Annotated in this window: 22 protein-coding genes; 11 read left to right on the forward strand and 11 right to left on the reverse strand. The window is 62.4% G+C overall.

What is annotated here, in order from left to right; translation table 11 throughout:
* Window positions 1-153 precede the first annotated feature (153 nt).
* Both IC757_RS07370 and IC757_RS07375 read right to left on the reverse strand, forming a co-directional pair.
* A complete protein-coding gene (locus tag IC757_RS07370) occupies window positions 154-516 on the reverse strand; it encodes a cytochrome b5 domain-containing protein (RefSeq protein ID WP_190976688.1) in 363 nt (120 codons plus the stop codon).
* A complete protein-coding gene (locus tag IC757_RS07375; RefSeq protein ID WP_190976689.1) occupies window positions 513-1,823 on the reverse strand; it encodes a ferric reductase-like transmembrane domain-containing protein in 1,311 nt (436 codons plus the stop codon). The genes IC757_RS07370 and IC757_RS07375 overlap by 4 nt, the downstream gene beginning before the upstream one ends.
* A gap of 166 nt (window positions 1,824-1,989) precedes the next feature.
* Here IC757_RS07375 and IC757_RS07380 point away from each other — a divergent pair, with 166 nt between their 5' ends.
* From IC757_RS07380 to IC757_RS07390, 3 genes are read left to right on the forward strand one after another with little or no spacing between them, the layout of a single operon-like run.
* A complete protein-coding gene (locus IC757_RS07380; protein ID WP_190976690.1) occupies window positions 1,990-3,636 on the forward strand; it encodes an amidohydrolase family protein in 1,647 nt (548 codons plus the stop codon).
* Window positions 3,633-5,075 (forward strand): amidohydrolase family protein, encoded by a 1,443-nt coding sequence (locus IC757_RS07385; protein WP_190976691.1) that lies wholly within the window; start codon window positions 3,633-3,635, stop codon window positions 5,073-5,075. The genes IC757_RS07380 and IC757_RS07385 overlap by 4 nt, the downstream gene beginning before the upstream one ends.
* A gap of 1 nt (window position 5,076) precedes the next feature.
* Window positions 5,077-6,330, forward strand: coding sequence for an amidohydrolase family protein (locus tag IC757_RS07390; protein ID WP_190976692.1), 1,254 nt, complete (start codon window positions 5,077-5,079; stop codon window positions 6,328-6,330).
* Between the two features lie 301 nt (window positions 6,331-6,631).
* On the opposite strand, the gene IC757_RS07395 is transcribed toward IC757_RS07390, so the two are convergent.
* Window positions 6,632-7,756: a PQQ-dependent sugar dehydrogenase gene (locus IC757_RS07395; protein WP_223846296.1), complete on the reverse strand. Its 1,125-nt coding sequence runs from the start codon at window positions 7,754-7,756 to the stop codon at window positions 6,632-6,634.
* Between the two features lie 79 nt (window positions 7,757-7,835).
* On the opposite strand from IC757_RS07395, the gene IC757_RS07400 reads away from it, so the two are divergent.
* Window positions 7,836-8,312, forward strand: coding sequence for a hypothetical protein (locus IC757_RS07400; RefSeq protein WP_190976693.1), 477 nt, complete (start codon window positions 7,836-7,838; stop codon window positions 8,310-8,312).
* On the opposite strand, the gene IC757_RS07405 is transcribed toward IC757_RS07400, so the two are convergent.
* Window positions 8,288-8,926, reverse strand: a complete 639-nt coding sequence (locus IC757_RS07405; RefSeq protein ID WP_190976694.1) for a hypothetical protein — start codon at window positions 8,924-8,926, stop codon at window positions 8,288-8,290. The two genes, IC757_RS07400 and IC757_RS07405, sit on opposite strands and share 25 nt — an antisense overlap.
* A gap of 130 nt (window positions 8,927-9,056) precedes the next feature.
* Between IC757_RS07405 and IC757_RS07410 the strand changes: the two genes are divergently transcribed.
* Window positions 9,057-10,739 (forward strand): ABC1 kinase family protein, encoded by a 1,683-nt coding sequence (locus IC757_RS07410; protein WP_190976695.1) that lies wholly within the window; start codon window positions 9,057-9,059, stop codon window positions 10,737-10,739.
* A 27-nt stretch (window positions 10,740-10,766) separates the two neighbouring features.
* Here IC757_RS07410 and IC757_RS07415 read toward each other — a convergent pair whose 3' ends face one another.
* The 5 genes from IC757_RS07415 to IC757_RS07435 all read right to left on the reverse strand — a co-directional run bounded on the left by IC757_RS07415 (window position 10,767) and on the right by IC757_RS07435 (window position 15,919).
* A complete protein-coding gene (locus IC757_RS07415; protein ID WP_190976696.1) occupies window positions 10,767-11,813 on the reverse strand; it encodes a porin in 1,047 nt (348 codons plus the stop codon).
* A gap of 45 nt (window positions 11,814-11,858) precedes the next feature.
* On the reverse strand, window positions 11,859-12,206 hold the full coding sequence (locus tag IC757_RS07420) for a DUF5368 family protein (RefSeq protein ID WP_190976697.1): 348 nt from the start codon (window positions 12,204-12,206) through the stop codon (window positions 11,859-11,861).
* A 50-nt stretch (window positions 12,207-12,256) separates the two neighbouring features.
* Window positions 12,257-13,618 (reverse strand): NAD(P)/FAD-dependent oxidoreductase, encoded by a 1,362-nt coding sequence (locus tag IC757_RS07425; RefSeq protein WP_223846297.1) that lies wholly within the window; start codon window positions 13,616-13,618, stop codon window positions 12,257-12,259.
* Window positions 13,619-13,765: 147 nt separating this feature from the next.
* Complete coding sequence (locus IC757_RS07430) at window positions 13,766-14,365, reverse strand: hypothetical protein (RefSeq protein ID WP_190976698.1); 600 nt, start codon at window positions 14,363-14,365, stop codon at window positions 13,766-13,768.
* 81 nt (window positions 14,366-14,446) lie between these two features.
* A complete protein-coding gene (locus IC757_RS07435) occupies window positions 14,447-15,919 on the reverse strand; it encodes an SLC13 family permease (RefSeq protein ID WP_190976699.1) in 1,473 nt (490 codons plus the stop codon).
* Between the two features lie 211 nt (window positions 15,920-16,130).
* On the opposite strand from IC757_RS07435, the gene nadA reads away from it, so the two are divergent.
* Window positions 16,131-17,264, forward strand: a complete 1,134-nt coding sequence (gene nadA / locus IC757_RS07440) for a quinolinate synthase NadA (RefSeq protein ID WP_223846298.1) — start codon at window positions 16,131-16,133, stop codon at window positions 17,262-17,264.
* 32 nt (window positions 17,265-17,296) lie between these two features.
* A complete protein-coding gene (gene nadC, locus IC757_RS07445) occupies window positions 17,297-18,142 on the forward strand; it encodes a carboxylating nicotinate-nucleotide diphosphorylase (RefSeq protein WP_190976700.1) in 846 nt (281 codons plus the stop codon).
* 5 nt (window positions 18,143-18,147) lie between these two features.
* Here the strand turns inward: nadC and IC757_RS07450 are convergent, their stop codons facing one another.
* Window positions 18,148-18,627 carry a CBS domain-containing protein gene (locus IC757_RS07450; RefSeq protein WP_223846299.1) on the reverse strand — a complete coding sequence of 160 codons (480 nt, stop codon included), beginning with the start codon at window positions 18,625-18,627 and terminating at the stop codon, window positions 18,148-18,150.
* 32 nt (window positions 18,628-18,659) lie between these two features.
* Between IC757_RS07450 and IC757_RS07455 the strand changes: the two genes are divergently transcribed.
* From IC757_RS07455 to IC757_RS07470, 4 genes are all read left to right on the forward strand, one after another.
* Window positions 18,660-19,208: an ECF-type sigma factor gene (locus IC757_RS07455; protein ID WP_190976701.1), complete on the forward strand. Its 549-nt coding sequence runs from the start codon at window positions 18,660-18,662 to the stop codon at window positions 19,206-19,208.
* Window positions 19,205-22,324, forward strand: coding sequence for a serine/threonine-protein kinase (locus IC757_RS07460; protein ID WP_190976702.1), 3,120 nt, complete (start codon window positions 19,205-19,207; stop codon window positions 22,322-22,324). Before IC757_RS07455 ends, IC757_RS07460 begins: the two co-directional genes overlap by 4 nt.
* A gap of 148 nt (window positions 22,325-22,472) precedes the next feature.
* A complete protein-coding gene (locus IC757_RS07465) occupies window positions 22,473-23,273 on the forward strand; it encodes a M48 family metalloprotease (RefSeq protein WP_190976703.1) in 801 nt (266 codons plus the stop codon).
* A 12-nt stretch (window positions 23,274-23,285) separates the two neighbouring features.
* Entirely contained in the window at window positions 23,286-24,032 is a 747-nt protein-coding gene (locus tag IC757_RS07470) for a hypothetical protein (RefSeq protein ID WP_190976704.1), read from the forward strand.
* Window positions 24,033-24,100: 68 nt separating this feature from the next.
* On the opposite strand, the gene IC757_RS07475 is transcribed toward IC757_RS07470, so the two are convergent.
* Window positions 24,101-24,688: a class I SAM-dependent methyltransferase gene (locus tag IC757_RS07475; protein WP_190976705.1), complete on the reverse strand. Its 588-nt coding sequence runs from the start codon at window positions 24,686-24,688 to the stop codon at window positions 24,101-24,103.
* Between the last annotated feature and the right edge of the window lies 1 nt (window position 24,689).

The following is a 24,689-nucleotide window of genomic DNA, read 5'->3' on the forward strand; positions in this document are numbered from 1 at the left end:
CCGGGGTTGCATCCCCGGCGTGACGAGGTTTTTGGTGCCGTTTGCCGTGCAGATGGTTTGCGTGGGAGGTCCCGGATATCGGCGTTCGTCGCTTCCGGGACGACGGCTTTGGGGCGTTGGCCGATGGATGAGTTGCGGCGCAGGCATGGCCGACTAGTCCTCTGCTACCGTTCCGATCAGGTAGTCGTCGATCATCGCCCAGGCAGCCGCCGAGTGATCGCGGCCATAACCCTTGGTGCGCATTGCGTCGGTGGATTCCTTGCCGCACCATCGCTCCATGACCGATGGCGGGGTGGGGTGGTCGGGAATGTAGTCGGTAAAGTCGTAGACCTTGCCTTTGATGACTTTCCAGCAACTGTCGAGAGAATCATGCTGTTCGATCTCTTCCCAGGTGTAGGCGGGTAACTCATCGCCGTTGCTCTTGTCGGCGTCCTTCTTGTCCATGGCATGCAGGGCAGCAACGGTCAGCACCGATGCCCAGAAGGCGACGAACAGGGTATAGGTCAGCTTTTTCATAGCAGTTCAAACTCCTCGGTATGAATTCTTGCCAGCGGCACGCCGGCAGCTCGGGCATGGCGCTGGATAAGGTGATTGAGCGGTGTCGGGCCGCAAATGTAGATCTCGCGAGTAGCAAGGTCGGGGCAGGCTGATTCAAGGTATTGCTGGCTGATCGGCCCTTGCTGGTAGAAGTAGTGCATGTGCAGGTGAAAGTCGGGCAGGGATTCGGCCAGCTCGGTCAGTTCTTCCAGGAAGATGGCGCGTGCCTCGTCCTGAACGCAGAACACCAGGTGGGCGTTGGCTGGTTCCTCCAGGGCCTTGAGGTGGCGCATACGGGCCAGGAACGGGGTGATGCCGATGCCGCCGGCGACCCAAAACTCCGGGATCTTGATTCGATCCGGACTCTTGAAGAATCGGCCGTAGGGGCCCTCGACAGTCACCTTCGAGCCGACCCGGATGTCCTGGATGGCGCGACTGGCGTCGCCCAGATCCTTGATGGCGATGCGCAGCTGTTTCTCGCGGGGCGAGGAGGACAGCGTGTAGGGGTGCTCCTCGGCGTAGCCGTCGTCGAGCTCCCGATCGAAAGGCGCGAGGTAGACGAAGTTGCCCGCCTGGTACTCCAGTCTGCGCTTGCCTGGCTCGAGCGTCAGTTCGACCACATTGTTGGCCGGCTTGTCGAGCGCGCTGACCCGATAGCTCAGGCGACCGATGCGGCGCGAGAACACGAAGCGCCAGACCACGGCACCGACCGCCAGTGCGGCAAATGCCGACCAGATGGCCACATCGGCCCATCCGGGCATGGTGCGCGAGAAGTAGAAAGTATGAACCAGCGCCAGGATCACGGCAGGCCCGGCCAGGCGGTGGACGAGCTTCCAGCGTTCGTAGTCGGGCCGGCCAAAAAAGTGAAAGCTCGGGGCCAGAAAGACCATCATCAGGACCAGCGCCAGCCAGCCCGACCAGGTGGCGATGTCCGACAGCGGCGGAAACAGGGTCTGGAACGCGGTGCCGGTGCCATGGGCGGCCGCCGAAAAGGCCAGCAGAATGGGATGGAGCAGTAGCAGGATCAGCGACCAGGCGCCAAGCAGGTGATGGGTATGCCACAGCCGGGTCAGCCCGCCAAAGGGCTGATCGAAGCCCGGGACCCTGGCGCTGAGCGCGGCGGCCAGCAGCAAGAGCGCCAGCCCGGCAACACCGGTCAGCCTGCCCAGGGCATTCAGGACGGCGGCTGGCGAGGCCAGGTCGGACAGCCCGAACCCCATCAGCACGAACAGCACCGGCACAAGCACCAGTAGCCAGACTGTCGTCCTTGCTGTTCGAGCAGTCATCACGCGGCCGAGTCCCTCAGGTTGAATTCAAGCGGTCTCTAATCTAGCAAAATCCGCATTCGATTGCTTGATCCATGTCATGACCCACTAGCCATGACCTTCGACCCATGCAACGATGAGCCCGGGCGGTTAGAATCCGGGGTCGTCCTGATTCTGGAGCGGTGTCTTGTACAGAACAATAACTCTTATATTGATGGCCGCTGGTGTCGGCCAGGCGCTGGCGGCCGAGCCGGTGTTGCGTCAGCCGTCCACGGATGTCTTCGCCATCTCCGGCGTTCGCATCGTGACCTCACCCGGGCAAGTCATCGAGTCAGGCACCGTGGTGGTGCGTGATGGTGTGATCGAAGCGGTGGGTTCGGATGTCGACGTGCCGGCTGATGCCACGGTTCATGAGCACGATCCCGAGGAAGCGGCGCTGACGCTGTATCCCGGCCTGATTGATGCATATGTCCCCGTTGCCTTCGCCAGCGACGATGATGATGGCAACAACGATGATGACGAGGAAGCCGAGACGTATCGTCCCGGACAATATCCGCACCCGCTGATTACACCGGGCCGCACGATGACCTCGAAGCGCTGGCCGGCCGACAAGGTCGAGGCGCTGCGCAATGCCGGATTCACCATGGCCGTGCTCGTACCCGAGCAGGGGCTGGTTCGTGGCCGCAGTGCCCTGGTCAGCCTGGGCGAAGGCAGTTTTGGTGCCAATGTCATCGAGCCCGAGCTGTTCCAGCATGTGTCGCTCAACGCTCGCATGTCCGGCCGGCATTTCCCCAGTTCGCTGATGGGGGGCATGGCCCTGCTACGTCAGGCGTTCATGGATGCCCGCTGGCAGGCCGAGGCACGCTCGGTCTGGCGCGACAATCCGGGTCAGCGCCGGCCCGAGTTTCTGGAAGGCGTGGAGCCGCTGGAAAGTGTGCTGGCCGGTGATGTGCCGGTGGTATTCGATGCCGATGACATGCTCGACAGCCTGCGCGTTGCCGGTCTGGTCGAAGAGTTTGGCCTGTCGGCCTGGATAGTCGGCCATGGCAGCGAGTACCAGCGTCTGGACAGCCTGGCCGCAGTTGGCCTGGGGCAGATCCTGCCGCTGGACTTTCCCTCGGCCCCGGACGTGGACGAGGATGCCGAGCGCGAGGTCAGCCTGCAGGAGCTCAGGCACTGGCACAACGCCCCGGAGAACCCTTCACGGGTGCTGGAGTCGGGCCTGGACATGCTGTTGACCTCGCATCCGCACAGCAGCCCCGGCAATCTGTTCGAGCATCTGGAGAAAGCCATCGAGCGCGGACTGGACGCTGACCGCGCATTGGCCGCCCTGACCACGGGTCCGGCCGAGGTGCTGGGCATTGCCGACCGTGCCGGTCGGCTAGAAGCCGGATACATGGCCAACTTCCTGCTGGTCGAGGACGACCTGTTCGTGGCATCGCCGACGATTCGAGAAGTCTGGGTCGATGGCCGTCGCCACCTGTTGCGCGAAATGGAACCGCCCGAAGTCGAGCCGGCCGGACAGTGGGACATCGAGCTTATCGTGGCGGGCATGGGGAGCATTGACGCATCCCTGACCCTGCGCGGCGAAGCGCCGACCTTGTCGGGCAGCATGGAGATCATGGGCACCAACCTGCCGTTGTCGGAAGCCCGGGTATCGGGCAGCCGACTGGATTTGCGCATTGATGGCTCGCGCCTGGGCATGCCCGGTTCGTTCAACATGTACATGGATATCGAGGACGATCGCGGTCGGGGTGCCGGTTCCAGTCCGCAAGGTGATTTCAATGTTCGCGGCCGCCGAACCGGCGATCCGGACCAGGAGGACTCGGCATGAAAAAGATGAAGTTGCTTGTATTGACTCTTGCCGTGGCCATGGGGCCGGGACTGGCCGGCGCTCACGACATCGAGGCCTGGAACAGCCCTGTGCCGGAGCAGCCCGATCATGTGCTGATTCGCAATGCCACGGTCTGGACCGCCGATGAGGCGGGCATACTGGAGAACACTGACATCCTGATCCGTCGTGGTGAGATTCGACGCATAGGTGAGGACCTGCGCGCTCCCCGCGGCAGTGTCGAGATCGATGCCGAGGGCCGTCATGTCACGCCCGGCTTGATCGACGCCCACTCGCATGCCGCCATGCTCGGCGGCGTCAACGAGATGTCGCTGATCAGCACGGCCATGGTCGAGGCCAGGGACATCGTCGATGCCGACTCAATCAATATCTACCGACAGATGGCCGGTGGCTTGACCACCATGCACCTGATGCATGGTTCGGCCAATGCCATTGGTGGTCAGAATGTCATTGCCAAGCTGCGCTGGGGCGCCGACCCGGCCGACATGATCATCGACGACGCGCCGGGTACCATCAAGTTCGCGCTGGGCGAGAACCCGAAGCAGAGCAACTGGCAGCCGGACACGCTGCGCTATCCGCAGACCCGCCACGGGGTGGCCCAGGTCATTGACGAGAAGTTCCAGATGGCGCGTGATTATGCCGAGCAGCACGAGGCGCACACCGGGCGTGCCGCCCGCAATCGTGTGCCGCCGCGCCGCGATCTGGAAATGGAAGCCCTGGTCGCCATTCTCGAAGGTGACATCGAGGTGCACTCTCATGGCTATCGCGCCGACGAGTTTCTGGCGCTGATGCGGACCGCCGAGGCGCATGACTTCCGCATCAAGGCGTTCCATCACGTACTGGAAGGTTACAAGGTGGCCGACGAGATCGCCGAGCATGGCGCCGGCGCGTCGACCTTTTCCGACTGGTGGGGCTTCAAGTACGAGGCACGCGATGCCATTCCCTATAACGCGGCACTGATGCACGATCGCGGTGTGCAGGTGAGCATCAATTCCGACAACCCGGAGCTGGCCCGTCGCATGAACCTGGAAGTGGCCAAGGCCGTGCGCTACGGCAATATGGACGAGCATGAGGCGCTGAAGATGGTGACCGCCAACGCCGCCGATCAGCTCGGCATCGGGCACCGAACCGGCCGTCTGCGGGAAGGCCTGGATGCCGACCTGGTGATCTGGAGCGATCACCCGCTGTCGGTCTACAGCCGTCCCGATCAGACCTGGATTGATGGTCGTGCCTATTTCGACCGCGAACGCGACCTGCAGCAGCGCGAGGCATGGGAGGCCGAGCGTCAGGAACTGATTGCACTGGTCCGCGAAAGCGAGAACGGCGAGGATGACGATGAAGAGCAAGCCGATGATGATGAAGTGCCGGACGAGGATGAGCCCGGCATGCAGGTCTTCCGCCAGATCATGGGGGGTGCCTGACATGTCGAGAATTGCTATTGCCCTGTTGCTGGCATCGGGACTGGCCGGCCCGCTCAAGGCTGAAACCGTGGCCTACGTGGGCGCCACCGTGCACCCGGTCAGCGGTGATGCCATAGAGGACGGCATCCTGCTGGTTCGCGACGGTCGTATTGAAGACATTGGCGCGGACGTTGAGATTCCGGATGACGCACGGACCGAAGACCTGTCCGGCCTGCACCTGTATCCCGGCCTGATTCATGCCGGCACCGTGCTGGGCCTGACCGAGATCTCGTCCGTGCCCGGTACCCAGGACACCACGGAGATGGGCCAGGTCAATGCCGCCATCCGTGCCGAGGTAGCCGTCAATCATGACTCCATGCTGTTTGCGCCCAATGTGGCCGGTGGCTTGCTGACAGCCCACGTGGTGCCGCAGGGTGGCCTGATTCGAGGCACCTCGGCGGCCATCAGCCTGTCGGGCTGGAACTGGGAGGAAATGACCCTGGCCGCGCCGGTGGGCATGCACGTGGCATTTCCGAGATCGGCGGCGGAGAACGAGGATGACGACGACCTGTCTTTGATCGATGAGGTGCTCGATCAGGCACGCTCCTGGTCACGGGCCATGACGGCCTGGCGTGACGGCAATGCATCGCGTCCGCGCAACAACGACCAGTACGCGGCGCTCGAGCCGGTGCTGGAAGGCGAGGTGCCGGTCTTCCTGCACACCCAGGGCGAGCGTGACATGAATGCCGCGCTGGACTGGGCGAATCGTCAGGGTTTCGAGCGGATCGTGCTGGTCGGCGGGCCCGACCTGCAGCACCTGGCCGACCGCCTGGCGCTGGAAGACATTCCGGCCATTCTCAACAGCGTGTATACCATGCCGCCGAGAGCCTGGGAGCCCTATGACGAGGCGTACGTGGCGGCCAGTAACCTGGCCGAGGCCGGCGTTCGTTTTGCCATCACCGACGGAGGTTCGGCCTTCAATGCAGGAAACGCCCGCCACATCACCTTCCAGGCAGGCATGGCCGCCGCTTTCGGCCTGGATTCTGAAACGGCCTTGAAGACTGTGACGTTGTGGCCGGCCGAGATCATCGGCATGGGCGAAGAGCTGGGCTCACTGGAAACCGGCAAACGCGCCACCTTCTTTGCCGCCACCGGCGATGCATTGGAGGTCACCACCCAGATCCAGCGCGCCTGGATCGATGGCGAGGAATATGACCTGAGCCGTGATCGCCAGCGCCAGCTTTACGAACGGTATCGGGAGCGTCCGAGACGATAATAAAAGGTTTCAGGGTTCAGGGTTCAGGGTTCAGGGTTCAGGGTTCAGGGTTCAGGGCGGTCTTCGGCCCGGTTCTTCCTGAAACCTGAACCCTGTAGCCTGAAACCTTTCCCCGTCAGGGAAATACCGCAGAACCTCACCGTCTTTCTCATCCGTTGCGCCGTCCGGGCTGACCTGGACAAGGTATCGGAAGCGTCCGCGGCGGTAGGGAAGGCGTTCAGGTTTCAGGGTTCAGGGTTCAGGGCGGGCTTCGGCCCGGTTTGCCTGAAACCTGAACCCCGAAAGCTGAAACCTATTCCCGTCAGGGGATTACCCTCAAAACCTCCCCCTTTTTCTCATCCGTCAGTACGTAAAGCGCTCCGTCCGGGCCGACCTGCACGTCGCGCAGGCGGCGGTCTAGGTGGTCTAGCAGGATCTCGACTTCCTCGGCTGTTTCGCCGTCGATGCGTACGCGGTGGATGGCGCGGCTGACCAGGCCGGCGATCAGCAGGTCGCCTTCCCATTCGGGAAACATTTCGCCGCGGTACTGGCTCATGCCGGCCGGGGCGATGGCCGGTGTCCAGACGATCATTGGATCGACCATGTCCGGTCGTGTCTTCCATGGGCTGATGCGAGCGCCGGAGTAGTCGATGCCGTGGGTGGCCAGCGGCCAGCCGTAGTTCTTGCCCGGCTTGATCAGGTTGAGTTCGTCGCCGCCGCTCGGTCCGTGTTCGTGTGACCAGATCAGGCCGGTTTCGACGTCGAAGACCAGGCCTTGCGGGTTGCGGTGGCCATAGCTGAATATTTCGCCCCAGGCCTCCTCGTTCTGCTGCCGGCAGTGTTTTCCGACAAAGGGGTTGTCGGACGGGACGCGGCCATCGTCATGCACCCGCACGATCGTGCCGATATGGTTGTCCAGTTTCTGGGCCTGTTCGCGGTGGTCGAAGCCGTCACCGACGGAAATCAGCAGGCTGTGATCATCCAGGAAGGTCATGCGTCCGCCGTAATGAACAGTTTGTGTTCGCCAGGGGGCGGCGTCGAAGATGATCTGGTTGTCGACCCAGTGCTTGCCGTCGATGCGCCCTCTCACAACCCGGGTGGTGCCGGCGCTGCCATCGCCTTGTGGTTCAGTGAATGCCAGACTCAGATAGATCCAGCCGTTGCGCTCGAAATTCGGATGCAGCTTGACTTCCATCAGGCCGCCCTGGTCGGCCACCCGGGCTTCGGGCACGCCCGAGATGGCGTTGTCCAGTTGCTGTCCGTCTGCATCGATCACGCGCAGGCGGCCGGCGCGTTCGGTGACCAGCATGCGCCCGTCGGGTAGAAAGGCAATGGACCACGGGTGCTCCAGGCCACTGGCTATCGATTCGATCTGAAGGTCGTCGGCGGTGGACGCGGCCGACAGCAGGAAGAAGAGAAGGGCAAGGGAAAGACGTGGCAATTTCATTGGCTTGTCTGGGTCGGAATCTGCACAGGTGGCCAACATAGCAGATAATGAGGCCCGGTCTCATATCCGGGAGAAAGGCATGGCATTTGTTCGATGGCTGCTGGCCTCGATGGCCGCAATTGTGGTCACGACCATACTGGGCAGCATCATCCAGACCCAGTTCAATCTGGCCCGACTGGCACAACTGGGTGCGGAAGTGTCGGTTGCCGAACGTTTGCAGACCACGTTGTTCGACCTGGGCAGCTTTGCACCGTTATGGGGTCTGGTGATCACCCTGGCGCTGTTGCCGGCTTTTGGCGTGGCGGTGGCGCTGAAGCGCCTCATCCCCCGTATTCCCGGCCCGCCGTGGTCGTTGCTTTGTGGCTATGGTGGTGTTCTGGTGGCCCTGATTGCCATGCAGGTTCTTCTGCCGGTCACGCCGGTAGCCGCAGCACGAAGTCATTGGGGCTTTTTGTTGCTGGCCTTTACCGGCGCGATAGGCGGTCTGGTGCACGCCAGACTCTTTTGGCGCGAACAAGGCGACCAGGAATCTCAGCGACAGAACGGCCAGAACTGATACCAGCGCCGACAGCGAAAATCATCTTCGCAGCGTTGCAGTTGCCGCCGGTAGGTCTGGGCACGCTGGTCGACACGGCTGGCGATGGCCTGTAGCGTTCCGTTGTTGCGCCAGCCGCCGCGCTGGTAGCCGGTATGACCGTCATGGTAGGCCAGGTACAGGTGGTAGGCGTCATTCTTGCTCAGGCCCAGGCGGCGATGGCTGACGTCGTTGTACCAGCCGATAAAGTCCAGCGCGTCGGACATGTTGCTGCGACGGGCGCGTCGATTGCCGGTGGCTTGCTGATAGTCCTGCCAGGCCGGATCCTGGGCCTGGGCATAGCCGCGGGCGCTGGACGGTCGCCGGCCGGGGATGAAGCCGAGGATCCGATTGCGTTCGGGGCGCGCCCGGGCCCGAAACGACGACTCCTGCTGGACAAAGGCCATCTGAACCGGAATCGGCGTACCCCAGCGTCGCTCGGAGTCGCGCGCGTGGTCATACCAGCGCGGGTTGTGATCGAGGATGTCGCAGATGTTGTCCTGGCGCGGTGGTGGGCTGGTTGCGCAGCCGGCCAGCAACAGCAGGGCAGTCGCCAGGATGCCGAAACTGATCAGGGGTGCCGTCTTGCGCTTCATGGGATTCAAGTCTAAACCATTCTCCACCGACAAGAGTGGGGTGGCCGTGTCGTCATTGGCTCATTGCTGACCGCGACCGCTGCGATCGGCTATTCTGGCACCAGTCACCCGAATACAAGGCTGTGAATTGATGCTCTGGCAGGCACTTAGCGCGGCGCGCGATCTCGGCCGCATGCAGGATATCGCCTCGGTGCTCATCCGCTATGGGTTTGGCGATGTGGTCCAACGCATCGGCATGGCCGGCGCGCTGGAACGAGCCGGCAAGGTGTTGCACTGGAAAGAGGCCGAGGAGCTGGCTCGACTGAAGCCGCCAGCTCGGGCGCGTCGTGTCATGGAGGAACTGGGGCCGACCTTTGTCAAACTGGGCCAGGTGCTGGCCACGCGTGTCGATCTGTTCGGACCGGAATGGCTGGCCGAGTTTGAGAAGCTCCAGGATCATGCCCCGGCTGTTGACTGGGAAGCGCTTGAGCCACCGTTGCGAGAGGACCTGGGCGGCGATCCTTTCGAGGTCTTTGCCGGGATCGATCGTGAGCCGCTGGCAGCCGCTTCGCTGGCCCAGGTGCATCGAGCGCGACTGCATGACGGTTCGGAGGTGATTCTCAAGATCCGTCGTCCCGGCATCCGGCCGGTGATCGAGGCCGACCTGCGTCTGCTCAAGCGCCTGGCCGAGATCATCGAGTCCGAGGCACCCGATCTGCAGCACTATCGACCGCGCCTGCTGGTCCGCCAGTTCTCTCAGTCGCTGCGCCGCGAGCTGGACTTCGTGGCCGAGTGCCGCAATGCCGAACGGATTGCCCAGGCGCTGGAAGAGGATTCGGGCATCGTCGTGCCGGGGGTGTACTGGGACTACAGCGGCGAGCGGCTGAATGTTCAGGACTTTCTCGAAGGCATACCCGGGCGCGATATCGAGGCCGTGCGCGCGGCCGGTCTGGACTGTCACGAGATTGCGGTGCGCGGCACCCGGGCCGTACTGCGGATGATTCTGGATCAGGGCTTCTTCCATGCCGACCCGCATCCTGGAAATGTGCTCTACCTGGAGAACAACCGGATCGGACTGCTTGATTTCGGCATGGTCGGACGACTGTCGGATGAACGACGGCACCAGGTCGCCGAGCTGTTGATGGGGCTGGTCTCACGCGATCCGGATCTGGTCTCGCGCATCCTGATTGACTGGAGCGAAGGCAGCCAGGTGGATGAGGAACGGCTGCGTGATGATGTCATCGAATTCATCGATCACTATCACGGCGTGCCGCTGCGGCAGCTTGATGTCTCGGCCATGATCGGCGAGATCACGGCCGTACTGCGTCATCATCACCTGGTGCTGCCGGCCGACCTGGTCCTGATGCTCAAGGCCTTTATTACCCTGGAGGGCATGGGGCGCTCGCTGGACCCGGACTTCGACATGGCCGGCGAGGCGGCTCCCGTGATCGAGGAGGTGCTGCGTCATCACTATTCACCGGTCAACGTGGCACGTCGCCTGCAGCGGGGCATCAGCGATTCGGTCAAGCTGCTGGGTTCGCTGCCGAAGGACCTCAGCCGCCTGCTGAAAATGGCCAGAAAGGGTCGCATCGAAGTCCACGTGGATATCACCGATCTCAAGGATGTCGGCAACCGCCTTGATCGCGCGGCCAGCCGCCTGACCCTGGGTGTGGTCACAGCCGCGCTGATCATCGGCTCGGCCATCGTTCTCAATGTGCAGACTGACGATGGGGCTGCGAGTTTGCCATTATTCGGCTTGATGGGCTTTATCGGTGCCGCCCTGGGTGGTGTCTGGCTACTGTTCTCGATCTGGCGCAGCGGCAAGGACGACTGAATCGCCGGTCATATGACTGGTTCGAAATCAGTTTCTGGAGAGCAGGTTGCCGGTATTGAAAATGGCGCGGATGCCGATGCCGGCAATGTTTTCGCTGCCCTCGACGTCGCGATTGAGTCGGCGGAGGCCGCCGTGGATCGTGACGTTTCCGGCCAGGTGAAACCGGGCGGCGAGTGCACTGTAGCGAGCGTCGTTATTGCCGGTGTTGTCATCGCTGAAGCGACCGTGGCTGGCCATGAACGACCAGTCACGCCAGCGATAAGAGGTGCTCAGGTACAGGAAATCACCGTCCTCCAGGCCTTCGTCGCGTATCTCGTAGGTGGCGGCGAGCGTCCATGGGCCCTCGCTGTAGCGGGCGCCCAGCTTGGTGCCGGTCCGCTCGTCGGGGCCGTCGTCGAACTCACTGGCCTCGATATGGGCCAGGGTGAACTCGACCGGTCCGGCCGGGACGGCTAGCGATGCTGACCACATGGGATGATCCGAAGTGGTTTCGGAGCGCTCATCCAGGGCGCCCATGACACGCAGGCTGACCGGTCCGAAGCGGTTGGAGTACTCGATGGCGCTGTCGATATAGCTGGCATGACCGAATGCTCCGCCACTGCGCCCGAAATTGCCGCGTGCCTGCAAGGCGGTAGCATTGAGCGGATCCCAGCCCAGAGCCGACAACTTGTAGGGGGTTTCCAGGCGCCCCGCGATCACCTGGCCGAAGTCCCCGGCCAGTCCCAGGTAGATCTCCCGGTGCTGGGCGTTGCCATCGGCCAGGCCCTCGGAGTTGATGTTGAACCCGAAGCGGCCGATGGCCCTGAGTCCGTGACTGACCTGGTGTTCACCGTCGATGAACAGGGCGCCAAAGTTGGCGGCATTCTTGTTGCCCCCGGCCCAGCCGTCGGTCAGGTGCCAGCCATCGGCGTCGCGTGCTTCGGCCGCGCTGCCATCAACATGAACCAGTTCCGTCTCCAGACGCAGCAGCAGACTGAAGCTGCTCTCGGGAGAGTCCGAGGCTGCGGCGATTGGCGGCAGGGCGAGCAGGGCCAGCATGAAGCCGGCGGCGATCAGCGAGTATCTGGGGGTCATTCCATTCCTCTGGGTTGCGGGAGTGACGGAGGGTGCAAAAGGCTATCAGGCTTGAGACCGTGAGAACAGCGCTAGTGGTGGCCATACCAGAAGAAGGGCCACCAGCCCCAGCAAGAACGAAGCGCCGAACAGCGACAGCCAGTCGATGACACCGGCCAGGTTGCTGCGCTCCGCCCCGGTAATCCAGGGGATGGTCAAGATGCCGACGAAGAATCCAACGACACCAATGGGTAGTGCGGAACGAAAGGCACGCAGTGAATTCAGAAGCCCGTTCTTGCGCAGGGCGATGACCAGCAGTACCAGCTCGATCATGATGACCGCGAGGATCAGCGGCAGAAACGGGCGGATGAACTCGAGGAGTACGGCCAGGATGCCGAAAAACGAAAATGCCATGAAATCTCTCCTAGTGGCTCTGAGCGCTACTCAATTCAACGAATGGCGCACTAAACGCGACCGCGCAGCATGGCGTTGTAGGCGGCCTTGAGGAACTTGTCTTTCATGATCCAGGGCACCCAGTGCTCACGGTACGGGCTGATGAAGGGAAAAGACGGCACCATGTCGAGGTTGTAGTCGAACTCGACCAGGATGGCCTGGCCGCGGGTGGTGATCAATGGGCAGGAGGTGTAGCCGTTGTAGCGGGCTGTCGGTTCGCTGCCGGCAATCAGGCTGAGCAGGTTGTCGACTGCGACCGGTACTTGCGCCTTGACGCTGGCGGCGGTCTTGCCGATCGGCGTACCCACACAGTCACCGGCCCCGAACACATTCGGGAAACGCGGATGCTGCATGCTGTGCCGGTCAACTTCCATCCAGTTGCCGTCGGCAGCGAACTCGCCATCCTGCCAGGCCAGCGGGCTGTTGCCGAGGGCATCGGGTGCCCGCATGGGCGGTACGACATGAATGAAATCGTAGTCCAGACGCACCTCGCCTTCGGGGGTGGCGAATGTGGCGCGATGTTGCTCCGGCTCGATTCCGACGAGGCGATGATGCCAGTTGATGTCGATATCGCGGCGCGGAAATTCTTCCTTCAGGAACTGGTCGATGTCGGGCTGCGAGAACAGGCCGGGGCCGGGTGAGTTGTAGATCATTGCCGTGGGCTCGCGTTGACCGCGACGTGTGGCCAGGTCTTCCGTCAGCATCGTGACTTTCAGCGGTGCACCGGCACACTTGATACCGCCGGGGCCGCGGGTGAACAGCCCCACACCGCCCTGGTCGATAAAGCGGTCGATCATGTCCCATGTCCGGGTGGCGTGCTCCGGGGTGTCGTAGACACAGCCGATACCTTCGCGGCCTATGAGGTCCGGGCTCATGCCTTCCACGGCGTCGAAATCGACATGCAGGCCGGTGGTCACGATGAGATAGTCGTAGTCGATCGTGTCGCCGGTGTCGGTGACGACCCGATTGGCCTCGGGATTGAATTCGCTGACCGACGCATGGACCCAGTCCACGCCGCGCTGCACGTAGCGCTGGTTCCGGTCGATGACCTGCCCGGGTTTCCACAGCCCCGTGGCCACCAGGGTGAGGCCGGGCTGGTAGAGATGACGTTCGCGTCGATCGATGAGGGTGATGCGGGCACCATCCAGTGCGGATGACAGCCGATTGGCCGCGGCCAGCCCGGCCGCACCCGCGCCCACGATGACGATCCGGGCACTGGTTTCGAGCGCTTGTGCCGGGCGACTGGCCAGAATACCGCTACCGGCCAGGCTCATCGATCCGATGCCGAGACCGGCTGCCTTGAGCAGGCGTCGACGGGACGGATCCATGGGCGCATTGTCGGTGTGTAGATGGCAGGGGTCCTTGCGCTTCATGGTGGTGCTCCTTATTTCAAGACCGGGATCGCGCAGCTCTTCCCCTCATAGTATTAGAAAATGCGAATGTTAGCAAGTTCAATCCCCGTCGTTCTGCTGCCGGGGCATAACCGTGCACCTTGGTAACTGACTTTCGTTGGGGTGGACTCAGTAGCGGTAGCGAATGCCGGCGCCAATGTAGTTCGAGCCGCCGTTGACGCCGTTGTAGAGGCCGAAAACACCGGAGCGGTGATGAAGGCGCAGGACCAGGCCCCATTCGGGATGTGAAGGCGGTGCGAAATCCAGCTCGACGAGCAGGTAGTTGAGCAGGCGGGTCGAGCGCTCGTCGCCGTCGGAACGGGGTTCCAGTGGAGGGACTTCGGTGGCGAAAGACTGGCCCCAGCCCACGACGGCACTGGTGTCGATGACATGGTCCCAGGGGAAGCGGGTCCAGCGTGCGTTGAGCAGCAGGTTCAGTTCCTGATGATCCTGTCGGCCGAAGTGCTGGACCACTTGACCCTCGAGCTCCCAATCCAGGTTGCGGGGCTTGTCGTTGAGTCGATACGACCAGGCCAGTGCCCCCAGTTGCGAGTGGCCGGAAATATGCGGGTTCTTCAGTTGCAGGATGTCGAGCATTCGCTCGGGTGAAAAGTGTGCATAGTAAGCCGTTACCCGATTACGGGATGAGTCTCCGTCCGGGCTTTCCGCGCCGTGAACGGCGAGGGCTGGCAACAGGAGCAGGCCGGCGAGAAGGCTTCTGAGTGACACTGGCTGAAGTCCCGGTTAGAGGCTGAGATGGTTTCGGCAGCGCAATATACTACATGACACTCGACGGACCTCGGGCAGGGTTCAGCCAATCACCACCCCGAAGGCCAGGCCCATGAGCAGGTAGAGCATGACGGTGATGACGCCGATCATGAGCAGGTTGAATACCAGTCCCGCCCGCGCCATGCGGGGAATGCTGACATAGCCACTGCCATAGACGATGGCATTGGGTGGCGTGGCCACCGGCAGCATGAAGGCACAACTGGCGGCGATGGCGGACGGAACGGCCAGCAGCATGGGGTCGAATCCCATTGCAATGGCCACCGAGGCCAGTATGGGGATGAACGCGGCGGCCGTGGCCGTGTTGCTGGTCACCTCGGTCAGTAGAATGGTCAGTGCCAGCGCAATCATGATCAGCCAGAGCAGACCGATGCCGTCGAGAACATGAAAGGCTGTGCCGATCCAGTCGGCCAGGCCGGAGTCGGTGATGCCGGCAGCCAGACTCAGGCCGCCACCGAACAGAATGAGTACCTCCCAGGGCAGTCTCTTGGCATCGTTCCAGTCCAGCACGAAAGTCCAGCGGCGCCAGTTCAGCGGTACCAGGAACAGCAGCAGCGCACCAAAAATGGCGATGCCGGTATCCGAGAGTCCCGGGATCCAGGATTGCAGCACAGGTCGCGTGACCCAGAGCAGGGCGGTCAGGGAAAAGATGACGGCTACCTGTTTCTCGGCCCGGGTCATGGCCCCGGCCCGACGCAATTCCTCGCGAATGATATCGCGGCCGCCGGGGAGCTGTTTGAGACGAACAGGAAACAAAACGCGCGTGAGCACCAGAAACAGGATCGGCAAGGAAACGATTACCAGCGGCACCCCCAGCATCATCCACTGGGCAAACCCGATCTCGATGCCGTGGTTGTCCAGCAGGTAGCCGGCCATGAGGGCGTTGGGTGGTGTGCCGATGAGGGTGGCGATGCCGCCGATGTTGCAGGCATAAGCCAGGCCCAGCAGGAGGACGAGGGCGAAGTGGGTTTCCAGGTGTCTGGCCTCCATGGCCTCGTCGGTCTCGACCAGGGCGATGATGGACAGTGCGATGGGCAGCATCATCAAAGTCGTGGCGGTATTGCTCACCCACATGCTGAGAAAAGCCGCGGCCATCATGAAGCCCAGAATGATCGAGGTTGGCCGGGTGCCGACGACATGGACGATATTGAGGGCGATTCGCCGGTGCAGACCGGATTTCTCCATGCCCAGTGCAATGATGAACCCGCCCATGAACAGGTAGATCAGCGGGTTGGCAAACGGCGTGGTCGCGCCGGCGATATCCGTGACCCCCAGAATGGGGAACAGGACAATGGGCAGCAGGGCCGTGGCCGGTATGGGTATGGCTTCGGTAATCCACCAGCAGACCATCAGCGTGGCAACGGCCGCCACCTGCCAGCCCTCGGCAGACAAGCCTTCAGGCGCTGGCAACAGCAGCATGACGGCGAACAGCAGCGGCCCGGCCAGCAGGCCGATCCGGGGCCTGAGCGATGTCGTCGTTTCGACCGTTTCGTTCATGGAAAGGTGTTCGCAGCCTTTCGGCATGATTCAATCAGCGCGGGATTATCGCACGCCCGCAATTTGTGGGGCCCGGACCATGGGGAGTGTGAGCGAACTGCCCGTATTGCGCGGGTCAGCTGGAGTATCATGTTGTCGTGAGGCTGGAACTGGCATGGCAGAGCCTCCATACACCCAGACAGTTGTCTATCATCTGATTACGGAACCAGCGATGACTTCCCGACAAGTGGATACTGAGATGCTCGACGCCACAGGACGAGCCTGGCCCCCGGCTGCCAATCTGGTCATGGATTCAGGGGTCGGGGAACGCACCCAGGCCCTGTATGATCGCGTCCGCGACGTGATCCCGGAGATCGAATGGCCGCTGCATGCACCCCTGGTGGATGCCATCAACCGGCTCAAGCGCGAGCGCAACGCCATCATCCTCGCCCACAATTACATGACGCCCGAGATTTTCCATTGCGTGGGTGATGTCACCGGCGATTCGCTCAAGCTCGCCCAGGTCGCCGCCGAGGCCGAGGAAGCGGTGATTGTCCAGGCCGGGGTGCATTTCATGGCCGAGACCGCCAAGATCCTCTCGCCGTCCAAAACCGTTCTGATTCCGGACCTGGAGGCAGGCTGTTCGCTGGCCGAGTCGATCACCGCCGAGGATGTGCGTGCCATTCGCCGTGCCTATCCGGACCATCCGATCGTCACCTACGTGAATACCTCGGCAGAGGTCAAGGCCGAATGCGATATCTGCTGTACTTCCTCGAATGCCGTCGGCGTGGTCGAGGCGATCGCCAGGCAACGCGGAACCGATACCGTGATCATGGTGCCCGATCAGTTTCTGGCCCATAACGTGGCCAGTCAGACCAATGTTCGCATCCTGACCTGGAAGGGCGAGTGTGAGGTCCACGAGAAGTTCACGGCCGAGGAAATCGAACAACTCCGGGCCGAGCATCCCGACGCCATGATCATTACACACCCCGAGTGTCCGCCCGAAGTGCTGCGTGCCTCGGACTTTTCCGGGTCAACGGGTGCCATGGCCGCCTACGTCACTCAGCATCGCCCGGCCAAGGCCATTCTGATTACCGAGTGCTCCATGAGCGACAACGTGGCCGCGCTCAATCCGGCCACTCGGTTCATCCGGCCGTGCAACCTGTGCCCGCACATGAAGCGGATCACGCTGGAGGGTATTTACAACGCCTTGCGGGAATTTAAGCACGAGGTACAGGTCGACGAGGAGACCGCCCGTCGTGCACGCAAGAGCCTGCGGGCCATGCTGGACCTGCCCACCGATGGGCCGCCACCGGCGTTTGACACCTCGCGCCCGGAAAAGCCGGCCGCACTTGTTACGGTCTGAGCCGCCTTGCCGGGCAACAGGAATAAGCCATCGTGAACGAGCAGGCATTGCAGCAGGCCGTCGAACAGATCGTCAAGCAGGCACTGGCCGAAGATCTCGGCGGCCGCGGCGACATCACCAGCCAGGCAACCATTCCCGACTCGGTAAGGGCAACCTTCCAGCTGACGGCACGAGAATCGGGGATACTGGCCGGCCAGGCCGCCGCCCATGCCACCTTCGCCCAGGTGGACGAGCGCATGGCGGTTGAGTGGATGATGGCCGATGGCGATGGTTTCGACGCAGGCAGTGTCATTGCCCGAATCCAGGGTCCGGCCGGATCGATTCTGACCGCGGAGCGCACGGCGCTGAACTTTCTCGGCCGCCTGAGTGGAGTTGCCACCCTCACGCGCCGGTACGTCGATGCCGTGGCCGGCACGGGTGCGGCCATTGCCCACACCCGCAAGACCACTCCCGGCCTGCGTGCTCTTGAGTTGGCCGCGGTAATGGCCGGAGGCGGGGCGCGCCACCGCTTCGGCCTCGATGACGCCATACTGATCAAGGACAACCATGTCGCCGTATGTGGCGGCGTGGGCGAAGCGGTCAGCCGGGCACGCCGATATGCCGGCCACATGATCCGGGTTGCTGTCGAGATCGACCGACTCGATCAGCTCGACGAGGCAGTGGCTGCCGGGGCCGACAGCATCCTTCTTGATAATTTCACTCTGGATGACCTGAGCGCGGCCGTGCGCAGGACCAGGGACACGGCAGTTGTACTGGAGGCATCCGGCGGGGTCAGCCTGGAGACGGTCAGGGAGATCGCCCAGACCGGCGTGGATGTCATCTCGGTCGGCGCGCTGACGCATTCAGCGCGCTGCCTGGACCTGGGGCTGGATGCCTGATCGGTTCAGGCGCCGCCGCGGCTGCTGAAGCTGCTCACTACCTGCAGGATACGTCGACAGGTCAGTTGCCCGATAAGCTTGTTGTTGTCCAGCACGGGACGGCGGCGGTGGCCCTTGGCGATCATGTCCATGGCCACGTCGACGATATTGTCGTGAAGCTGACAGGTCTGGACCTCGGCGGTCATGAAATCTCTGACCTTGCCGACATCGGCGGCGTTGTTGTAAGTGGCCGACACCACGGCTCGCAGACAGTCGATTTCCGAGAGCACGCCGACCAGATTGTCGCTATCATCAACCACGCAGGCACCAGAGGCGCGAGTTCGGGTGATGACGTCCATGGCTTTGAACAGACTGTCTTCGACGTGCACCCTGAGCGGGTTGGTATTCATGTAGTCGCTGATGTCCACCGAGCGCAGCATGGTCCGGGTCTCCTTGGGTGATGTATGGTTGTCGTCAGTATAGGCCGGGCAGGCATCTGATGTCATGGTGGTGAAAATCAAATGCGGGTTCTCAAGCTATGGCTGTAACGCAACTCCTCCAGCGCTGGCGATCGGGTGATCAGAATGCCCTCGACGAGCTGCTGCCGTTGATATACGGCGAGCTGCGGCGCATCGCCGATCTGCGACTGAACAGGGAAGCGCCACACGCCACCGGGCTCAAGCCAACTGAGCTGGTCCACGAGGCTTACCTCCGCCTGGCCGGTGGCGCCGCTGTCAAGGTCAACGACCGGGCGCATTTTCTTGCCATCGCGGCCCGGGTCATGCGCCAGGTGCTGGTGGATCGGGCCCGGGCCCGACAGGCATCCAAGCGCGATGGCGGCCAGCCGGTGACCCTGGCCAACCTGGCCGAGAACGACCCGCGACAGAATCTGGATGTATTGAATCTGGATCAGGCACTCGAGCGCCTGAACACCGTCGATCCGCGCAAGGCAAGACTGGTCGAGCTGCGCCTGTTTGCCGGCCTTGATTTCGCCGAACTCGGCGAGGTCATGGAGCTATCGCGCGCAACCCTTGACCGGGAATTCCGGGCCGCCAGGGCCTGGTTGTACAGAGAACTGTCGGCATGAGTACCCAGACCGAGGCACTGCGCCATTTCGAAGAACTGATCGGCTTGCCCGAGGTCGAGCGCGAGAAAGCGCTAGAGCGGATTTGCGCCCAGCGTCCGGGCCTGCGCGACGAGCTGCTGGCACTGCTGGCCGCCGATACGGAAGCGGAAAGTGTCCACTTTCTCGCATATTGCGCCATCGACCTGGATGCCGATCGCAGCGGGCAACAGGTGGGGCCCTGGCGGCTTGAACGTCTGATTGGCCATGGTGGCATGGGTAGCGTCTACCAGGCCTGTCGGGCCGATGGCCAGCACCGGCGACCCGTTGCCCTGAAGATGCTGCGCTTCGATTTCCCGGACCTGCGTCGAAGGCTGATGCAGGAACAGAAGATCATCGCCGCCCTGAATCACCCGAACATCGCCGGACTGCTCGATGCCGGTCGTGATGAAAACGGTGCGCCGTATGTGGCAATGGACTACATCGACGGGCAAAGCATTCGGGACTATTGCCTGGGTCGGGAGCTGGATAGCCGACGGATCATCACGCTTTTTCTGAAAGTACTGGACGCGGTGCAATATGCCCACTCGCACCTTGTAGTTCACCGCGATCTCAAGCCCGGCAATATCCTGATCGATGAGCATGGGCACCCGCGGCTGCTGGATTTCGGCATCGCCAAGCTGCTGGACGAGAGCACGGACGAGCAGTTGACCCGCACCGGGCAGTCGCCGCTCACACCTGACTATGCCAGTCCCGAGCAGTTGCTGGGGGAAGCCGTCAGCACTGCCAGCGACATCTATGCGCTGGGTGTGTTGCTCTACGAGTTGCTGGCCGGGCAGCACCCGTTTCCGCAGAATGACCATTCTCACGGGGCTTACCAGCGGGCCAGCATCGACTCGCTGCCCCCGCGCCCCAGCCGCGCGGCCAGACGGACACGGCGCCGCCTGCCGCGCGAACTCGATCACGTGGTCTTCAAGGCCATGGCCCGGGAGCCGGAACAGCGTTACCGCACCTGTGCGGAGTTCGGAGACGATCTTCGGCGGTTCATCGAAGGGCACCCGGTACTGGCGGTTCATGCCGGCTGGCGTTACCGAACGGTCAAGTTCGTCAGCCGTCACCGTTATTTCTTCGCGGCCGGCAGTCTGGTGGCCATGGCCCTGGCCGGAACGACGATCTGGGCGGTGATCCAGGCCGACAAGGCCGGTCGCCAGGCCCGGGCAGCCCAGATTGCCGAGGCCGCCGCGCAGCGCAGCGCGCAGGAGCTCGAACAGGTGGTCAAGTTCCAGGAACGGCAGTTGGCAGAGCTGGATCCGCACAGTCTTGGCCAGCAGATTCGCCAGCAGATCGTGGACCGGCGAAGAACGGTGCTGGAGCAATCCGAGCCGGGCCCGGTGGAAACGGATGCGGCGATGGCCCGACTCGAAGAACAGCTCGAAGGAGTGAATTTCTCCGATCTTGCATTGCAGTCCCTGGACGAGACCATTTTCGGCCGCGCACTCGGGGTGATTGGTCAGGAATTCGGCGATCAGCCGCTGGTGCGAGCCCGACTGCTCCAGGCCGTGGCCGATACATTGCGTGAGCTGGGACGCTACGACAGCGCCGATGACCCGCAGGCCAGGGCATTGGCGATTCGCAATGAGCTGCTGGGCGAGACGCATCCCGATACCTTGCTCTCGCAAAGCAACCATGGCCTCCTGCTGCTGCGTCGCGGAGAACTTGAACAGGCGCGCCCTTCACTCGAGGCGGCGGCAGAACGCAGCCTTGCGGTGCTCGGCATTCAGCACGAGGTGACGGCCAGCACCCACAACAACCTCGGGCTCTGGCAACAGGCGCAGGGGATGCTCGACGAAGCCGCGGCCAGCTACGAAACCGCATTGGGCAGTGCTCGGCTGGCATGGCCCGAGGGGCATGCCGAGGCGCTGACCATCGCCAACAACAAGGGGCTGCTGCTATGGGAGCAGGGGCACTACCGCGAAGCCAGAGGGCGCTTCGAAGCACTGCTGCCGGAGCTGCGCAAGCGAATGGGCGAACGCCATCCCAAGACCTTGCTGACCCAGGCCAACCTGGGGCTGGTATTGCATGATCTGGGTGAACTGGAAGAAGCCATGTCGCAAACCGAAGCGGCTCTCGATGGGCGTCGGGACATCCTCGGAGCAGAACACCCCGACACGCTGGTATCGATGAACAATGTTGCCCTGATCTTCATGCGCATGGGCGACCTGGGAGCTGCAGAAGAGTGGTTTCGACAGGCCATTGAGCGGTCTTCAGGAGCATTTGGCGATCAACACAGCACCAGCATGACCTTTCTCAGCAACCTGACAGCACTGTTGCGAACCCAGGGGCGACTGGAAGAGGCGGGATACTACGCCAAGCAGTTACTGGAGCAGAGTGAAACCGTGCTGGGTGCCGAGCACCCCGAAACCCTGCATCATCGTCAAAGCCTGGGCATGCTGCATCTCCAGCGAGGGGACCTGGGCCTGGCCGAGCCCATGCTCAACAGCGTCTACGAGATTCGAAGCCAGCTCTTTGGCGAGGACCATCCCGATACCCACTTTGCGATGTTCGGACTGGCCGTGCTGGCCACGCGCCGGGACGACCTGGATACGGCCTACGGGCACTATCACACCATTGTCGAGGCCAGTCGCCAGAACCGCGGCAGCATGCACCCGGAAACCCTGGTACTGAAGCACAATCTTGGCAACGTACTGATGAGGCTGGGTCGGCTGGAGGAAGCGGAAGCACACCTGCGGACCGCCGCGGATGGCTTGCCGGAGGTGCTGGGCAGCGAGCATGCCAATGCGCGCATGGCCCGTATCAGTCTCGCCGCCTTGCTCAACGAGCAGGGACAGTTCGAGCAGGCGCTTGAAAAAGTGGGTGCGTCCCTGCCGCATGAGTCGGATGTCCCGGAACAGGCTGAAGAAAGAATACTGGGCTGGAAGCTGACGGTCGCCGGACGTGCGCTGACGGGACTGGGTCGGGAGCCAGAGCAGTTCCGGGAAGCAGAGCGTGTGTTGATTCGCGGCTGCGAACTGCTGGAGAACCACCGGGTCACGGCCCACTGGCAGCTCAGGGCCTGCCACAAGGGACTGGAAACGCTGAACGAAACATGGGGCAAGAGCGAATCGGGCGTCGATACCTGACTGGCCTGGCAGCGGGCCCTGTCGGCTTTCGTGATCGCTGGCCTGAAATCCAGTGAGGCATTTCCGATGCTTTCCGCGCATATGAGTGACTGAGGTGGGCCTGAAAGGCTCACCGTCTCTGTCACTCATCAATTAGCGGAAGGGAACCATGCAAAAGAAACTCACTGTGCTGGTCGCACTGGTCGGGCTGCTCGCCTGTTCTCTGGCCAATGCAGAGCTCTATCGCCTGGCTGATATTGTCGAGGCCAGCGGGCATGCCGAATGGCGCGCTCAGGCCATCAACCTGATCGAGATCTATGAAGACCTTTCGGCCGTCAGCGGTGTCGAGGTCAAGGTGCTTTACGCCCTGGATGACGACATCAATGCCTTTGCGACAATGACCAACGACGGCGAGCCGGTTCTGGTGGTCATGGATGGCCTGATCGAGTACCTCAAGGAAGATCGCGACGCGGTTGCTGCCGTGATCGGCCACGAGCTGGCTCACCACAAGGCCAACCACGTCACCGAGGGCTTTGAACGTGCCCAGCGTTCCCGGCGCACGGCTTCCTTCCTCGGCGGGCTGGCCAGTATTGCCGTCGGCTACGAGCATGGTGACCTGGCCGGAAGTGCCGCTGAGGCTGCATTCAGTATCGGGGGCGATCTCGTTGCCCTGAGCTTCAGCCGAACCCAGGAGTACGAAGCCGATGAGCTGAGTGTGCACTGGCTTATCGCCGCCGGTTACAACCCGGAGGGCATGCTGCGCCTGCAGGAGCACCTTGCCGAGCTGAGTTCGGGTGGTGCCAGCATTCTCAGCACCCATCCGGCCGGTGAGCGACGTCATGCCCGCTGCGAGCAACTGATCAACGAGATGGATGTCCCCCAACATCAGCGCAGCATGGCGCTGGACCCCTTGGTCGATCCCGTCGACCTGAGCCTTTCCGAAGCGCACATTGGCGCCAGTGTTTACTAAAGGAGAATCGTCATGTTGAATATCCACTCCACCATCCGCTTGACACTGACGCTGTTTGTTGCCGCTTCCCTGATTGGTTGCGCCAGCATGAACGGGGGACGTGGTTCAGACTGGCAGCCGCCGATTGCGGTCAGCGATGTTCAGGTAAGCCAGGACTCACAGCAGCTGTGTGAATATCATGATCGAGTCTTTCCGAGCATGAGTTCAACGACAGCGCTCGCGCAGAAGCTCGATGCCGCGAGCGAATCGGTCCAGTGGCCACTCTCGCAAGAAGATGGCCCGGCCACGTTCCGCGAGTTTGATGTAGCAGCTTATGAAGATGAAGAGGCAGCCGTGTTTGCAACGGCCACCGGTTGCCTGCGTCTGTCCTCGGCGTTGCTGGAGTCGCTTTCGGAGACAGAGTTGGCGGCGTTGCTCGAACAGCAGTTCGCGCACCTGGCCAAGGGTCATGCCGAGGTGCGCTTGCGGCACCTGTTGCAGATGCAAGGGCTTGAGCGGCTTGTGACGGATGAAAACGGCGAGACCTATCTTGCCGAGGAGTCGGCAGAGGAGCTGGTCGACATCCTCAAGACCACCAACTACACCCACAGGCAGATTCGTGCAGCCGATCGCTATGCCTACGAACGGGCCGTGCAACGAAACGCTGATCCGATGGATCTGGCTACTGCCCTGAAGCAATGGCCCGTGGATCCCGGCAACGGACGCCGAATCGAACGCATCCGCCAGCATCATCACCTGACAACCACCACGAGGGGGTAGGGGAAGGGGGTATCTGTGCCCGGGCCATCATCATTCGATGGCCCGGGCGTGGATTTTCGGTTCTCTTGCTATGCGGGTCGGCGCGCCGTAGCTGTGAACAGCCCCCAGAACCAGTCGATGCGCCCGGTGGACAGCCGGATTGAATCAAACCCATGCCGGGTGAGCAGGGCAGCAAATTCTTCGCTGGTGCAGGTGTGATGATGCGGACGCCGAAAGGCTTTCAGGTAGGCGTCCAGCAGTCGCATGCTCATAAAGTCTCGACACCAGTCGGTAACAACCAGTTGCCCTCCTGGCCTCAGTACACGCGACATTTCCTCGAGTGCACTTTCGGGGTTGCGGATGAAGTGAAAGACGCTGGTCGAGACCAGCACATCCGCGCTTCGGCTGGCAAGGGGCAGTCGCTCGATCGAGGCCTGGATCAGGCCGGTTGAGGGAGCGAGCCGGTCGCGGGCGACGGCCAGCATGTCGGCAGAGAGGTCAACACCCGTCAGCCGGGCATCGGACCGACTATCTTCAATCCGAGCCAGCATCAGACCCGTGCCACAACCCAGGTCAACCAGGCATTGGCCCGAGGCCAGTCCAAGCTGATCGAGCGTACGTTCAGTCGAGACCTGCAAGTAGTGGTGCCAGCGTTGCTCGTAGCGACTGGCAAGCAAG

It is taken from the genome of Wenzhouxiangella sp. AB-CW3, from assembly GCF_014725735.1.
GTDB lineage: Bacteria > Pseudomonadota > Gammaproteobacteria > Xanthomonadales > Wenzhouxiangellaceae > Wenzhouxiangella.